Here is a 14,278-nt window from a genome sequence, read left to right as displayed (position 1 = left end):
CAGAACCGCATGGTTGCCGACATCCGTACGGCCCGCGCAGAAGATGTCGATGCGCTCGTCGCCATCGAGAACGCCGTCTTTGATGGCGACAGGATTTCCCGCCGCTCCTTTCGCCAGCTGATCGATCACGAAACCGCCGAGGCGCTTGTCGCCGAGGTCGACGGACGTGTCGCCGGCTACGCCATGGTGCTGTTTCGCAGGGGCAGCGGCGTGGCGCGGCTTTACTCCTTCGCCATCGGCCCGGATTTCGGTGGCAAGGGGCTTGGCCGCCTCCTGCTCGATGCCGCCGAGCATGTCGCCTATGGGCACGGCCGCATGATGATGCGGCTCGAGGTGCGCGAGGACAATCAGCGCGCCATCGGCCTCTACGAGCGGAACGGCTATCGCAGGATCGGCCACGAGCCCGACTACTACGAAGACGGCATGGCCGCACTTCGCTTCGAAAAGACGCTGCGCGGCGACGTGCCCATTGCCACGAATGTGCCGTTCTACGCCCAGACCTGCGACTTCACCTGCGGGCCGTGCTGCCTGATGATGGCGATGGCCAATTTCGACCGCAAGTTTGTGCCGGACCCTGTGATGGAGGTTCGGCTGTGGCGCGAGGCGACCACCATCTTCATGATGTCGGGGCCCGGCGGCTGCGAGCCGTTTGGCCTTGCGGTGGCGGCGCACGAGGCCGGGCTCGGCACCGAGATACTCGTCTCGGCGGAGGGCGTGCTGTTCTTGCAGTCGGTTCGCACCGCCGAAAAGCGGCGGGTCATGGAGTTGGCGCAGGCCGACTTCCGCAACCGCGCCGAGAAATACGCCATCCCTGTAACCTACCGCCCGTTCGGCATCGACGACATCAGGTCGAGGCTCGCCGAAGGCAAGCTCGTGCTGGTGCTGATCTCGGGATTCCTGATGTTCGGCAAGAAGGTGCCGCACTGGGTGCTGGCCATCGGCGACGATGGAGGCCACATCCTGATCCACGACCCGTGGATCGAGGACGAACAGCGCGAGACGGCATCCGACGCCGCCAACATTCCGGTTCCCTACGACATCTTCATGCGCATGGCGCAGTTCGGCCGCGATGGCCTGCGCGCCGCGATCATTCTCGGAAAGCTTAGGAAACGATGACCTGGGTCATTCTTACCGGCCGCCAAAGCGATCTCGACCAGACGGCGACGCCGCACAAGATCATTACGAATCGCGACTATCTCGCGCATCCCTCGCTGTTTCGCGGCCAGCGGCCGAAGGTGATCAACCTGTCGAACCGCTACAGCTACCAGAGCCGGGGTTACTACGCCTCGCTGCTGGCGAGCTCCCGCGGGCACAAGGTGATCCCGACGGTCGAGACGATGATCGACCTGTCGGAGCGCAAGCTCTACGAAAACGCGCTGCCGGAACTGGAATTGGCGCTGAACAAATGCCGCAAGGATCTGGGCGGCAGCTTTCCGGCCAAGGCGACGATCTTCTTCGGCATCGGCCCGTCCAAGGCCTGGGATCGTTTTGCCAAGCTTCTGTTCGACTGGTTCCGCGCGCCGGCGCTGGAAGTGGCGATCAAGGACGGCGAATGGGCGTCGATCCACAAGATCGGCTTTGCTGCGCTCGGGCGGCTCGACGACGCCGACAAGAAGCGTTTCGTGGCTGCCCTCGACACCTATACCAGCCGGGAATGGCGCGACACCAAGGCCCGCACGCCTTCGCGCTTCACCTTTGCCACCCTGATAGACCCACACGAGCAGCTGCCGCCGTCGGCGATCTCGTCGCTGCGCCACTGGGCCCGCATCGCCGAGAAGATGGGCGTAGAGGTTGAGCCGATCACCAAGAAGGACCTCGCCAAGCTCGCCAACTACGACGCGCTGTTCATTCGCGAGACGACGTCGATCTCGAACCACACCTACCGCTTCGCCCGCCGCGCACAGCAGGAGGGCATGCCTGTCATCGACGACCCGCTGTCGATGATCCGCTGCACCAACAAGGTCTATCTCAACGAATTGATGGCCTACAACAACGTGCCGGTGCCGCCGACTGTGATGATCGCCGGACTGTCGGACCTGCAGCTGGCGGCCGATACGCTCGGCTTTCCGCTGGTGCTGAAGATTCCCGACAGCTCGTTCTCGCGCGGCGTCAAGAAGGCGTCGAACTTCGACGAGCTGAAGGCGCTGGCGACGGCGTGGCTCGAGGATTCCGACCTGCTGATCGCCCAGAAATTCATGCCGACGCAATATGACTGGCGCGTCGGCGTGCTCGGCGGCCAGCCGCTGTTTGCCATCCACTACCTGATGGCCAAGAAGCACTGGCAGATCGTCAATCACGACAGCAAGGGCAAGCCGGTCGAGGGCGGCATCAAGACGTTCACGCTCAAGCATGCACCGGCACATGTCATCGACACCGCCGTGCGCGCCGCGCGCTGCATCGGCGACGGGCTCTATGGCGTCGACCTCAAGGAGACCAAGGACGGCGTGTTCGTCATCGAGGTCAACGACAACCCCAACCTCGACCACGGCGTCGAGGATTCGGGCGAGAAGGACGAGATCTGGGTACGTCTGACCCAGTGGTTCCTCGACCGGCTGGAGCGCAACGGCAAGTAGCCTGAAAATCGTTATACCAAATGGTTGACTATCCGGAATGGTGGCGCTACATTCAACCTTATGGTTGAAGATTCAGAACGTCTCGACACAATTTTTCACGCGCTGTCCGACCCGACCCGCAGGGCGATGCTCAACGGGCTGGCCAGGGGGCCGCGCAATGTTGGCGACCTGGCAGCACCCTTCGACATGTCGCTGGCCGCGGCGTCCAAGCACATCAAGGTGCTGGAAAAGGCGGGGCTGGTGAAACGCAGCGTCCAGGGGCGCACGCACGTCTGCAGCCTCGACGCGCTGCCCATGCATGCCGGCGTCGAATGGATGCGGCACTACGAGAAGTTCTGGAACCAGCAACTCGATGTCCTCGAAGCCCTTCTGGTGGCCGAGGATCGCGGCGAGGCGAAGAAGCAAACCGAAACAAACACTGACGCGAAGAAGAAAGGGAGTAAGTCATGAACATCCACACTTCTTATGGCATCGTCACCGAACCCGGCGCGGTGCGCATCGAACGTCTGCTGCCTGGGCCTATCGAGCGCATCTGGAGCTATCTGACCGACTCGGACAACCGCCGGCAGTGGCTCGCCGCCGGGCCGATGGAGCTGAAGCTTGGCGGACATGTCGAAAACGTCTTCCGCAATTCCGATTTGACCCGCAACGACGATCCGCCGCCGGCACACATGGCCGCCTTCGCCGAGCATCGGGTGCCTGGCGAGGTCATCGCCTGCGAGCCGCCGCATCTGCTCGCTTACAGCTGGGGCGGCGCACCGGGCGAAAGCTCGGAAGTGCGCTTCGAACTGGCAACCCGCAACGGCAAGGTGCTGCTGACGGTGACCCACCGCCGTCTCGCCGAAGACGGTGCACTGCTGAACGTCGCCGCCGGCTGGCACACCCATCTCGACATATTGGCAGCCAGGCTGGAAGGCAGCGAGCCCGACGGCTTCTGGAGGACGCATACGCGGCTCGTGGCCGAGTACGGCCGGCGCATCGACGGCTCGCAGACGGCTGCCAAGGGAGGGTGAGATGCTGCTCAAGAACAGGACGGCCATCGTCTATGGCGGCGGTGGCGCGATCGGAGGGGCCGCGGCCAGGGCATTTGCCCGCGACGGCGCCCGCGTGTTCCTGGCCGGGCGCACGCCGGACAGGCTGGAAATGGTCGCGGGCCAGATCCGCACTGAAGGCGGCTTTGCCGAAACGGCGGTGCTGGACGCGCTTGACGAGGAGGCGGTCGAGCGCCATGCCGCCGAAGTGGCGACACAGGCCGGCGGCATCGACATCGCCATGAATGCGGTCGGCATTGCCCATGTGCAGGGCACGCCGTTCGGCGAACTGTCGCTTGCCGATTTCGAGACGCCGGTCGCGGGTTATGCCAGGAGCAACTTCGTCACCGCAAAAGCCGTCGCGCCGCACATGCGGGGCAAGGGCGTGATCCTGACCCTGTCGACGCCAGGCGCGCGGCTGTCAGGCGTGGGCTTCCTCGGCAACGGCGTCGCCAGTGCCGCGGTCGAAGCGCTGTCGCGCATCCTCGCCGGCGAGCTTGGTCCGCGCGGCATAAGGGTGATCTGCCTCCGCCCGGACGCCATCCCCGAATCTTTGGCCGCGTCGCATGTGCGCAGCGCTTTCGAGGGCTTTGCCGAGCGCGCGGGCATGAGCGTTGACGACATGCTCGCCGCCCGTGCAGCGTCGGGGCCGTTGCTCCGGCGCTTTCCGACCTTGGCGGAGATCGGCGATTTCGCTGCCTTCGTTGCCTCCGACCGCGCGGGGGCAATGACGGGTGCGATCGCCAATCTGAGTTGCGGCACGCTGGTCGACTGACCGCTGCCTTGCCAATTCCCGCGTCCCCTGATCTTCTCAACGGAGAGCGGGACACGGACGACATGCTTTTCTTTGTCATCGAGGATTTTCGCGGGCGCGACCCGAAGGCGATCTATCGCCCGTTTCGCGACAAGGGGCGGCTCGCGCCGGAGGGTTTCGTCGTCCACCACAGCTGGATCGCGGCCGACATGAGCCGTTGCTTCATGCTGGTGGAAGCCGACGACGTGACGCTGCTCCAGCGCTGGGTCGTCGAATGGGCCGACATCGTCGGCTTCGAGATCGTGCCTGTGGCGACGAGCAAGGACACCGCCGCGGGGCTTGCCCCGCATCTCTGACGCGGGTGTGGTCGCCCGTCGTATCAATCGACGCTTGCAAATGACCTCACGGCTTGTTTTCCTGCCGAAGCGCTGGAGGCACGCATGCGGCGGATTCTCTTCCTTGCAGCTGGAGCACTCGTCGTCGCGTCGCTGACCGCGGCTTCGGCGGCTGAACGGCGCTGCGGCTGGTATGCAAGCCCGACGCCGGGCAATCTCTGGCTCATCGACAAGGACGCCACGTGGACGATCACCTCGCAGGGCGAGGCGGACGGAGCCGATGCCTTCGACGTTGACAAGGCGCCGGACTTCGATCCTAGGCAGTTTGTCGAGACCAATGTGCCGGGGGCTGGCTACGGCTATGGCTGCGCCTGCATGACCGTCGAAACCGACGCCAGACAGCAGCGCATCACCAAGGTGTTTGCCGGCGACATCCTGCCGTTGCGCAAATGCAAGGCCGACAGGTCGCTGCCACCGCCACCGGATTGACCATCGGGTCGGAACGACGCGATGCGTTGGCCTGAGTTGCGGCCGCCCGGAACGGCCATTTTGATCGTGCATAAGAGGGGACGGACATGGCATTGACCGGCGCGAGCCACAACTATCAGCGCGAGCGGCGCGAGGGCGAAAGCGCCAGGGTCGAGTTCGTCGAACTGTTCTTTGATCTTGTCTTCGTCTTTGCGGTGACGCAGCTGTCGCATTTCCTGCTCAAGGACCTGTCGCTCGAAGGCACGCTCGAAGCGGTACTGATGCTCGTCGCCGTGTGGTGGGTGTGGAATTACACCGCCTGGGTGACCAACTGGCTCGACCCCAACCGCCGGCCGGTGCGTGGCATGATGTTCGCGCTGATGCTCGGCGGGCTGATGCTGTCGACGTCGATCCCCGAGGCATTCGAGGGGCGCGGGCTGCAGTTCGCTGCCGCCTATGTGTTCATGCAGCTGGGCCGCACCCTGTTCATGATGTGGGCGCTCAGGCGTCACAATCCTGCAAATCATACCAATTTCGTACGGATCGCCATCTGGGTCTGTCTGGCTAGCGTGTTCTGGATCGCCGGTGGCATTGCCAGTCCCGAGAACCGTTTTGCGATCTGGGCCGTAGCGCTGGCAATAGAACTCATTTCGCCGGCCTGCGGGTTCTGGACGCCGTGGCACGGCGCCTCAACGACCGCCGACTGGGACGTCGATCCCGACCATATGGCTGAGCGCAATGGGCTGTTCATCATCATCGCACTGGGCGAATCGATCCTCGTCTCGGGCGCAACCTTTGCCGAACTCGAATGGACATGGGTCAATTTCGCGGCCTTCCTGACGACCTTCTTCGCCTCGGTAGCGATGTGGCTGATCTACTTCAATGTCGGCCAGGAGGCAGCGCATCACCGCATTTCGTCGGCCACGGACAAGGGGCGGATCGCCCGTGTCGCCTACACCTATATCCCCGTGCTGCTGGTAGCCGGCATCATCGTGGTGGCCGTGTCGGACGAGCTGATTCTCGCTCACCCGCTCGGTCATGCGGAGGCAGCCGTGATCTGGACCTCCATCGGCGGCTCGGCGCTTTATCTGGTCGGCAATCTGCTGTTCAAGCGCTATGTTGTCGGCCGCCCGCCGCTGTCGCATATCATCGGCCTGGCGATCCTTGCCGCGATGGTGCCTTCGCCAGCCACATGTCGCCGCTGCTGATCGGCGCGGCCACGACCGTGGTCATGATGCTGGTGACGGTGCTCGAACTCAGGGGGCAGCCGGTGCGGCATGCGAAGGCTTGACCGGCGCCCGGCCATGGCGTTCGATCTGCCCTGAACAGTCGGAAGGCGCACCATGATCCTCATCGGCCAGTATGACAGCCCATTCGTCCGCCGCGTCGGCGTAGCACTCCGGCTTTATGGCATTGCCTTCACGCACGAGCCTTGGTCGGCGTTTGGTGACGCCGACAAGATCCGCGCCTACAACCCGCTGACGCGGGTGCCGACGCTGGTTCTCGACAATGGCGAGGTGCTGATCGAGAGCCACGCCATCCTCGACTATCTCGACAGCCTGGCGCCAGGCGGGCTGGCGATGTTCCCGATTGCCGAGCCGGCGCGCCATCAGGCACTGAAGGTCTCGGCGCTGGCGATGGGGCTGGGCGACAAGGCTGTCAGCCTGTTCTACGAGCGGCGGCTGCACAAGGAGGTATCGACCGTCTGGGTGGAGCGCTGCCGCACGCAGATCACGGACGTGCTGGCAGTACTCGAAGCCGATCGTGCGGGACGGGACAGTGACTACTGGTTCGGCGACCGCATCGGCCACGCCGATATCGGGGTGGCGTGCGTGCTGCGCTTTATCAACGATGCGCATCAGGGGCTGCTGAACATGGTTGATTTCCCCGCGCTCGCTGCCGACGCCGCACGGCTGGAGGCGATGCCGGTGTTCCAGGAGATCAGCCAGGAGTTCATCCCGCCGGCTTGACTACCTGCAGCGCTGTTTTTCGATCGCCGCGAAGCGTTCGAGGAACGTGTCCTGCACGCGTTTTGCCGGCTGCGGTGCAAGGTCGAGCCCGTCGATGGTGATGCCGCGCGGTCGGCCGAAGAACTCGGTCGCCTCGTTCACCGCAAAGCCTGCAAGCCCGGTTGCCTCGAAATAGGCAGCTATCTGGTCGGCGCGCTTGATGTCCTTCTTCAGGCCCACACCGATCTCGGCCGGCAGGCCGAAGCGCAGGTGGATGGCGTGCTGCAGCCGCTCCTCGCAAGCCTTGTAGCCGCCGCCGACCACCGACTTGAACGGCGAGATCATGTCGCCGATGACATATTCCGGCGCATCGTGCAGCAGGGCGGCGAGTTGCGCGTCCGGCGAGGCGGCCGGCACGATCCTGCGGAAGATCTCTTCGACAATCAGCGAATGCTGCGCCACGGAAAAGGCGTAGTCGCCCGAGGTCTGGCCGTTCCAGCGGGCGACGCGGGCGAGGCCGTGGGCGATGTCCGATATCTCGACGTCGAGCGGCGAGGGGTCGAGCAGGTCGAGCCGTCGACTCGACAGCATGCGTTGCCAGGCACGCGGCGGGGCGCCGGGACGATCGGCCATCAGGCGTCTTCCGCGCTGGCGGCTTCCGGATAGGTGAAGCCAGCCCAGCCAGGGATTGCGGGGGTGATGGCAACGTCGCCGGCGGTGATTTCGGCGCCTGCGTCGAGCGCGGCCTTCACCCGGTCGATGCGGGCGATGGCGATGCCCGTCGTGCCCGAAACCGAGCCGAGGGTGCCGATCAGCTTGCCGCCGGAGACGAGGTCGGTACCGGGCGCGGGGAGGTCGGAAGCAGCCGAGACCAGAAGCACGCGCCGCCGGGCGGTGCCGCGATGCTGCATGCGCGATACGACTTCCTGGCCGATGAAACAGCCTTTTTTGAAGCCGACGCCTCCCATCAGGTCGAGCAGCACATCGTGCGGGAAGGCATCGCTGAGCGCGTAGTCGGGGCCGCTCTCGGCGACACCGTTGGCGATGCGGAAGGCGTGCCAATCGGCTTCGCTGGCATCGGCGACGGGTGCTGCGCCATAGTGGCGGAAGACGGGGGACAGGAAGCGGCTGTCGCGGACAGTTGAATCAGATTGCGAGGCAGCTGAATCATCTTGCCATGAGACAGCGATATCAGGTTGATCCTGCTTCGATATTTCGGCTTTCGCGCGCAGTCTGTAGAGCGTCAGGCGGCGGACGAAATCGTCGGCGATGTCGGCGCGGCATTCGAGTCGGAGCGCGTTTTCGCCGCTGCGCGATACCAGGAAATCGAACATGATCTTGCCCTGCGGGGCGAGCAGCGCGCCTGGCCTGGCTGCACGGTCGCCCAGCGCATCCAGGTCGAGCGTCAGGATGTTCTGAAGGAAATGCTCGGCATCGGGGCCGGAAACATCGATGATGGCGCGGTCTGCGAGAGTGGCTGTCGGCATGGACCTGATCTTGCATTTCTGAGAGCCATTACGTAAGCCGCAGGCAATTCCCAGACAAGGGCACGCGCGACATGGCTACCACCTTCGATCTCATCCTCAAGGGCGGCACGGTCGTCAATCATGACGGCATCGGCGTCCGCGACGTCGGCGTCACCAATGGCCGGATCGCCGCCATCGGCGATCTGGGCAGCGCATCGGCCGGCGAGACCATCGATTGCGTCGGCCTGCATATCTTGCCCGGCGTGGTCGACAGCCAGGTGCATTTCCGCGAGCCGGGACTGGAGCACAAGGAAGATCTGGAGAGCGGTTCGCGCGCGGCGGTGCTGGGCGGTGTCACCGCTGTCTTCGAGATGCCCAACACCAACCCGCTGACGACGAGCGAGGCAGCTCTTGCCGACAAGGTCAGCCGCGCGACGGCGCGCATGCATTGCGACTTCGCATTCTGGGTCGGCGGCACGCGCGAGAACGCGAAAGACGTGGCCGAACTCGAACGCCTGCCGGGCGCTGCCGGCATCAAGGTGTTCATGGGCTCGTCCACCGGCGATCTTCTGGTCGAGGACGACGAGGGCGTGGCCTCCATCCTGCGCAACACCCGCCGTCGCGCCGCCTTCCACTCGGAGGACGAGTTCCGCCTGCGCGAGCGCCAGGGCCTGCGCGTCGAGAACGACCCGTCCTCGCACCCGATCTGGCGCGACGAGATCGCCGCGCTCCAGTGCACCGAGCGCCTGGTGCGGATCGCGCGGCAGGAGCGCGCGCGCATCCACGTGCTGCACATCTCGACGGCCGAGGAGATCGCCTTCCTTGAACACCACAAGGATGTTGCCACCTGCGAGGCGACGCCGCACCACCTGACGATGAGCGCGGACGATTATGCCCGCCTCGGCACGCTGCTGCAGATGAACCCGCCGGTGCGCGCCGCCCGCCACCGCGACGGCATCTGGCACGGCATCGGCCAGGGCGTCGTCGACGTGCTCGGCTCCGACCACGCGCCGCACACGCTCGCCGAAAAGGCAAAACCCTATCCGGCCTCGCCCTCGGGCATGACAGGCGTGCAGACCCTGGTGCCGATCATGCTCGACCACGTGAATGCCGGTCGGCTGACGCTGGAGCGTTTCGTCGATCTCGCGAGCCACGGTCCCAACCGCATCTTCGGCATGGCGCGCAAGGGCCGCATCGCCGCCGGCTACGACGCCGACTTCACCGTCGTCGACATGAAGCGCAAGGAAACCATCACCAACGCCCAGGCCGGTTCGAAGGCCGGCTGGACGCCTTATGACGGCAAGCAGGTCACCGGCTGGCCGGTCGGCACCATCGTCCGCGGCATCCGCGTGATGTGGCAGGGCGAGATCACCACGCCGTCGCAGGGCAGGGCGGTGGAGTTTTCGGAAGCGGTGGTGCGGTAGGTTCTTCTCCCCCTTGTGCGATAACCCGGGGACCGGGTGAGGGAGGTCGCAGTACGCTGCGACCACACCGACGCGATGTGTCGACCCGTGGGCTAGGTCCGCTTTTCTTGACCGGTTCTGACGTCGCCACCGTCACGGCATCGTCTAGCGCCTAGAGCCGGCGACTGCTGATCAGGGCGTGCCTACACGCGCCAACTGAGGCTCGAGGCGCTGCCCCTCATCCGGCCCTTCGGGCCACCTTCTCCCCGTAAAAGGGGCGAAGGGAAAAAGAATCAATCGCCTGCGACGAAGAACGCCCAGCGGCCGTCCGGCGTGATGCCGAGACGGTAGAAGACATATGTGCCGTACTGCTTCATGTCCTCGTAGTCGCCGGCGGTCACGATCTTGAACAGCTCGACCTTCTGGCGCGCGTCGAGCTTTTCGAGCGGGATGCCGAAGAAATAGGGCCAGACATAAAGGTCCTCGTCGGTGCCTTCGCCGAGATGCACGTAGCCGGCGTTCAGCACCTCTTCCATGATGGCGAGCAACTCTTGGCCTTCGCCGTCGCCGGACAAGCCCTTGATAAAGGCGATCGGGTCGCCCTCGATCTCGCCGAACGACAGTTGCGGCATGGATTCGCCCTGGCCGATCAGCGGCCGGAGCTTTTCGATGTCGCCGGTCTTGGCCGCCTCGACAAGCAGGTTGCGCATGCGCGCGACGGGCTCTGGCAGGCGGCTGAGGTCGTAGACGATCTCGGGCAGCGGGCCATCGGGATCGAGATGCGGCGCGGCGGGCCCCGTGGCGTCGGGCGCGTCCGGCTCGGGGTCCTGCGGCTCGGCCGGTTGATCTTCGGGCGCTTCTTCGCTTCCGCCAGGCGCGCTGGCCGCCGGAGGCGCCTGGATCGGGTCGGGCATCGGCACCGAGTTTTCAGGCCCAGTGCCCTCATCTGTTGCAGGCGGGGTGACGGGCGCTGGGATCTCTTCGCGCTTGATCTCACTCAGTGCAAGAGCGCTGGCGGCGGTCAGCGAAAGGGCAAACGAAGCGGCAAGGCCGAGAGCCGCGATGCGCAACGCGCCGCGGGCCGTAATTTCAGTCTTTGGCCGCATCAGAATTACGCTCCGGTCTTCCCAGGCGCCGTGCATCCGATCCGGATGCGCGATTGGCGCCCTAAACTGCAAAACCTGCGCATCGTGCTCGCCGAAACGCGATTCGGGTCGCAGGCCGATGCCAGTGATGTGCCGGCATGATGCCGAAACCGTGTCGGCTAGTCAAAGAACCGGGATAGCGCTCAATGCCGCAGGCGCAGCGGCTCGAACTCGCCGGCTTCGACCTTGGCGCGCATGCGGTCGAGCATGGCCAGCGCGGCGCGCTCGCCATTGGCGGCCACGATCTCGGCGAAGGCGGTGGCAAGGGCGGCTTCGGCGATGATCTCGGGCTCGATGCCGGCGGAAAGGCCTTCCGCCCATGCCTCGTTGTGGCTCTCGACGGCGGTCAGGCGCTTTTCTTCCCGGACCAGGGCGTCGATATCGCTTACGCTTTGTTCCATTTCGGTCTTTCACCCTGCCAAGCGATCCGGTGATTCGGATCAACTTGAGCTATCCCTTTAATGTCCCGTTAAGACACCTAACACAATCGCCCGTCCGTGTACGGCAGGCAATGCCGGGAAAGTAAATAGCCTGTTAATTACCGTAGCGGGAGGCGATGTCGCGGCTGAGCGCTTCGCCTTCCTTCATGTAGCGCCCGATGGCTTCGGTCGCTGACGGCGTGCAGGCGGTGTAGGTGCCGTCGAACGAACGGTAGCCGCGGTTGAAGGACGCGATGAAACGGGCGCGGCGTTCGGGCGAGGGGTTCTCGGCCTGCAGCAGCTTTTCCATCTCGCCGCGCCACTGTGTGCCTTTCTCGCCGCAGAGGTTGCGCAGGAAATGCAGCGAGCCCAGAACCTCGGCGAGCCTGAGAAGGCCCGGTTCGAACGGCGCTTCGACGGCCCGCGCTGGCGCCGCAAGCACGGCGCTTGCGGCGAGCATCATAGCCATGATGTAGGTCGAAGCGCGCATCATAAGCTTTTGTGGCGAAACAATTTGTCGCCCGCAAGGCCACAGTCGCGGCTATCCAACGCTATGCGGGCAAGGCGACCTGTCCGCCGAGCAGTTCGAGCACGATCTCCAGCGTCGAATCGGTGAGCGGCAGGCGCTCGATCTCGGCGAGCGAGAAGAAAGCGGCTTCGTCGGCGTCATCAGCCGCCACCGGCTCGCTGCGCACATGGCGCGCGCCAAAGACGGTGAGCAGGTAGACCGAGGCACCTTCGGCGCGGCTGTCGATGAGGATCTCGCGCAAGGGAACAAGCGTGCCGACTTCGATCCCGGTCTCTTCCATCAGTTCGCGGCGGGCGGCATCTTCGAGCGTTTCGCCGCTTTCGACACGCCCACCGGGAAAGGCATAGAGGCCCTTCGACGGCGCGCGCCCGCGCCGCACCAGCATGATCGAGCGGTCGCGCAGTACGGCGACGGAGACGGCGGGGACTATTTTCGCGTCGATCATCAACTCTCGCTTGGGTAACGCGTTCCATTGTGGAACAGCCGGCCATATCCGCTTTAGCGGTTGCGGCGGGTGCGATCCATCGCCACTTTCAGACGATGAAGCGAGACATGAGCCGATGTGCGGACGAATAGCGGTGATAGCCTCGCCGGAGGAGACGGCGGCCTTTGTCGGCATAGGCGAGCTCGAGAGCTTTCCCCCGCGGTACAATGTGGCGCCGACACAGCCGATCCTGGTGGTGATGGCCGGCCCGCAGCGCCCGCCGGGCTCGAACCTGCCCGACCGCATGGCGATGCTGGCGCGGTGGGGACTGATTCCGGGCTGGACGAAGAATCCGGCCGACATGCCGCTGCTGTTCAACGCGCGCTCCGAATCGGCAATCGAAAAGGCCTCGTTCAAGACCGCGATGCGTCATCGGCGGGCGCTGATCCCGGTCTCGGGTTTCTACGAGTGGAAAAAGCTGCCGGGCAACCGGCGCCAGCCTTACTGGCTCAGGCCGCGCAAGGGCGGACTGGTGGCGCTTGCCGGTTTGATGGAAACCTGGAGCGAGCCGGGCGGCTCGGAGATCGACACGGCGGCGATCCTGACCACCGGCGCCAGCGCCGACATCCTGCACATCCACGACCGCATGCCGGTGGTGATCCAGCCGGAGGATTTTGCCCGCTGGCTCGACTGTCGTACGCAGGAGCCGCGCGACGTGGCCGAACTGATGCGGCCGGCGCAGCCCGACTTCTTCGAGCAGATCCCGGTGTCGGAGATGGTCAACAAGGTGGCCAACGTCGGCCCCGAGATCCAGGACCGGGTCGAACCGTTGCCGGAGGCAGCACCTGAACTGGCCGCGAAGCCAAAAGTGGAAAAGCGTAAGTCCAGCGACGACGACCAGATGAAACTGTTCTGACCAGACGCTAGAACGGCGGTGTGTCCACGCCAGTCCTGTCCGCCGCCATCTCCGGTTTCCTGCTCGGTGCGTCGCTGATCATTGCGATCGGCGCGCAGAACGCGTTTATCCTGCGCCAGGGGCTGCTGCGCCAGCACGTCTTCATTCTGAGTTTGATCTGCGCGGCCTCGGATGCCTTGCTGATCGCCGCCGGCGTCGCCGGGCTCGGCACGCTGATCGCCCAGTCGCCGCGGCTGATCATGGCCGTGACGGTGGGCGGAGCGCTGTTCCTGTTTACTTATGCGGCGATCGCCTTCCGACGTGCGATGAAGCCCGAGGTGCTCAAGGCGGCCAAAAGCGGCGAGGCCAGGCTGTGGCCGGCGATTGCCGCTTGTCTCGCTTTCACCTTCCTCAACCCGCATGTCTATCTCGACACGGTGGTTCTGCTCGGCGGCCTGTCGGCCGCCTATGAAGGTCAGGCACGCCTTGCCTATGGGCTGGGCGCTGCAACGGCGTCGTTCGTGTGGTTCTTCGGGCTCGGCTATGGCGCCCGGCTGCTCGAGCCGGTCTTTGCCCGGCCTGCCGCGTGGCGCGTGCTCGATCTCCTGATCGGCCTAGTGATGGCCGCGATCGGCTTGAGCCTGCTAAGCCGCCTTGCTTAGCTTGGGAGACTGCTTGTCTTTCTTGGGCGCGCAGATCAGCGCGGCAAGAATTGCTGCGGGGCCGATGGCCCGGTAGTGCTTGGTGAGTTCTGCGTACTGGCTACGCGCTCGGTCCTGTTCGGATTGTTTTCGTTTCATTGGTCTCTTCCCTTACGTCAACTGTGTTGAGAGCGGCTGCAAATGCTCACTGATTGGGTCGAATTCGTGGCATGCGGCGCCTTTTAT

General features: G+C 64.8%; 19 protein-coding genes. 12 read left to right on the top strand and 7 right to left on the bottom strand.

The genetic code is table 11. From position 1 onward, the window contains the following. The first annotated feature begins 9 nt into the window (after positions 1-9). From O1Y97_RS20205 to O1Y97_RS20165, 9 genes are all read left to right on the top strand, one after another. Positions 10-1,116, top strand: coding sequence for a peptidase C39 family protein (locus O1Y97_RS20205; RefSeq protein WP_318762153.1), 1,107 nt, complete (start codon positions 10-12; stop codon positions 1,114-1,116). Continuing rightward, on the top strand, positions 1,113-2,573 hold the full coding sequence (locus tag O1Y97_RS20200) for a RimK family protein (protein ID WP_318762152.1): 1,461 nt from the start codon (positions 1,113-1,115) through the stop codon (positions 2,571-2,573). The genes O1Y97_RS20205 and O1Y97_RS20200 overlap by 4 nt, the downstream gene beginning before the upstream one ends. Before the next feature lie 60 nt (positions 2,574-2,633). Next, a complete protein-coding gene (locus tag O1Y97_RS20195) occupies positions 2,634-3,023 on the top strand; it encodes an ArsR/SmtB family transcription factor (protein ID WP_318764250.1) in 390 nt (129 codons plus the stop codon). Continuing rightward, on the top strand, positions 3,020-3,586 hold the full coding sequence (locus tag O1Y97_RS20190; protein ID WP_318762151.1) for an SRPBCC family protein: 567 nt from the start codon (positions 3,020-3,022) through the stop codon (positions 3,584-3,586). Before O1Y97_RS20195 ends, O1Y97_RS20190 begins: the two co-directional genes overlap by 4 nt. 1 nt (position 3,587) lies before the next feature. Further along, positions 3,588-4,379 (top strand): SDR family NAD(P)-dependent oxidoreductase, encoded by a 792-nt coding sequence (locus O1Y97_RS20185; RefSeq protein ID WP_318762150.1) that lies wholly within the window; start codon positions 3,588-3,590, stop codon positions 4,377-4,379. Positions 4,380-4,441: 62 nt separating this feature from the next. Further along, positions 4,442-4,714 (top strand): DUF3303 domain-containing protein, encoded by a 273-nt coding sequence (locus tag O1Y97_RS20180; RefSeq protein WP_318762149.1) that lies wholly within the window; start codon positions 4,442-4,444, stop codon positions 4,712-4,714. Between the two features lie 84 nt (positions 4,715-4,798). Then, positions 4,799-5,182 carry a DUF4087 domain-containing protein gene (locus O1Y97_RS20175; protein WP_108609972.1) on the top strand — a complete coding sequence of 128 codons (384 nt, stop codon included), beginning with the start codon at positions 4,799-4,801 and terminating at the stop codon, positions 5,180-5,182. An 86-nt stretch (positions 5,183-5,268) separates the two neighbouring features. Beyond that, positions 5,269-6,369: a low temperature requirement protein A gene (locus O1Y97_RS20170; protein ID WP_318762148.1), complete on the top strand. Its 1,101-nt coding sequence runs from the start codon at positions 5,269-5,271 to the stop codon at positions 6,367-6,369. Positions 6,370-6,504: 135 nt separating this feature from the next. Continuing rightward, positions 6,505-7,131 carry a glutathione S-transferase family protein gene (locus O1Y97_RS20165; protein WP_318762147.1) on the top strand — a complete coding sequence of 209 codons (627 nt, stop codon included), beginning with the start codon at positions 6,505-6,507 and terminating at the stop codon, positions 7,129-7,131. Here O1Y97_RS20165 and O1Y97_RS20160 read toward each other — a convergent pair whose 3' ends face one another. Together O1Y97_RS20160 and ygfZ are read right to left on the bottom strand one after the other, a co-directional pair. Next, positions 7,132-7,743, bottom strand: a complete 612-nt coding sequence (locus O1Y97_RS20160; RefSeq protein WP_318762146.1) for an HD family hydrolase — start codon at positions 7,741-7,743, stop codon at positions 7,132-7,134. Next, complete coding sequence (gene ygfZ, locus O1Y97_RS20155) at positions 7,743-8,597, bottom strand: CAF17-like 4Fe-4S cluster assembly/insertion protein YgfZ (protein ID WP_318762145.1); 855 nt, start codon at positions 8,595-8,597, stop codon at positions 7,743-7,745. The genes O1Y97_RS20160 and ygfZ overlap by 1 nt, the downstream gene beginning before the upstream one ends. Positions 8,598-8,668: 71 nt before the next feature. Here ygfZ and O1Y97_RS20150 point away from each other — a divergent pair, with 71 nt between their 5' ends. Continuing rightward, positions 8,669-10,000: a dihydroorotase gene (locus O1Y97_RS20150; RefSeq protein WP_318762144.1), complete on the top strand. Its 1,332-nt coding sequence runs from the start codon at positions 8,669-8,671 to the stop codon at positions 9,998-10,000. A gap of 272 nt (positions 10,001-10,272) precedes the next feature. On the opposite strand, the gene O1Y97_RS20145 is transcribed toward O1Y97_RS20150, so the two are convergent. From O1Y97_RS20145 to O1Y97_RS20130, 4 genes are all read right to left on the bottom strand, one after another. After that, the gene (locus tag O1Y97_RS20145) at positions 10,273-11,085 is read right to left on the bottom strand and encodes a hypothetical protein (RefSeq protein WP_318762143.1); all 813 of its coding nucleotides are present in this window, start codon (positions 11,083-11,085) and stop codon (positions 10,273-10,275) included. A 182-nt stretch (positions 11,086-11,267) separates the two neighbouring features. Next, positions 11,268-11,525: a hypothetical protein gene (locus O1Y97_RS20140; protein WP_055978591.1), complete on the bottom strand. Its 258-nt coding sequence runs from the start codon at positions 11,523-11,525 to the stop codon at positions 11,268-11,270. Positions 11,526-11,658: 133 nt separating this feature from the next. Then, a complete protein-coding gene (locus tag O1Y97_RS20135; protein ID WP_318762142.1) occupies positions 11,659-12,036 on the bottom strand; it encodes a TIGR02301 family protein in 378 nt (125 codons plus the stop codon). Between the two features lie 58 nt (positions 12,037-12,094). Then, positions 12,095-12,517, bottom strand: a complete 423-nt coding sequence (locus O1Y97_RS20130) for an NUDIX hydrolase (RefSeq protein ID WP_318762141.1) — start codon at positions 12,515-12,517, stop codon at positions 12,095-12,097. Between the two features lie 115 nt (positions 12,518-12,632). Here O1Y97_RS20130 and O1Y97_RS20125 point away from each other — a divergent pair, with 115 nt between their 5' ends. Further along, complete coding sequence (locus tag O1Y97_RS20125; RefSeq protein WP_318762140.1) at positions 12,633-13,412, top strand: SOS response-associated peptidase; 780 nt, start codon at positions 12,633-12,635, stop codon at positions 13,410-13,412. 20 nt (positions 13,413-13,432) lie between these two features. Beyond that, a complete protein-coding gene (locus O1Y97_RS20120) occupies positions 13,433-14,053 on the top strand; it encodes a LysE/ArgO family amino acid transporter (RefSeq protein ID WP_318762139.1) in 621 nt (206 codons plus the stop codon). Here the strand turns inward: O1Y97_RS20120 and O1Y97_RS20115 are convergent. Then, entirely contained in the window at positions 14,036-14,191 is a 156-nt protein-coding gene (locus O1Y97_RS20115) for a transcriptional regulator (RefSeq protein ID WP_108608735.1), read from the bottom strand. The genes O1Y97_RS20120 and O1Y97_RS20115 overlap by 18 nt on opposite strands. Positions 14,192-14,278: the final 87 nt, after the last annotated feature.

It is taken from the genome of Aminobacter niigataensis (assembly GCF_946995915.1).
Taxonomy (GTDB): Bacteria; Pseudomonadota; Alphaproteobacteria; order Rhizobiales; family Rhizobiaceae; genus Aminobacter; species Aminobacter niigataensis.
Note: the sequence above shows the minus strand (reverse complement) of the source record. Positions and strands in the feature narration are given on the sequence as shown.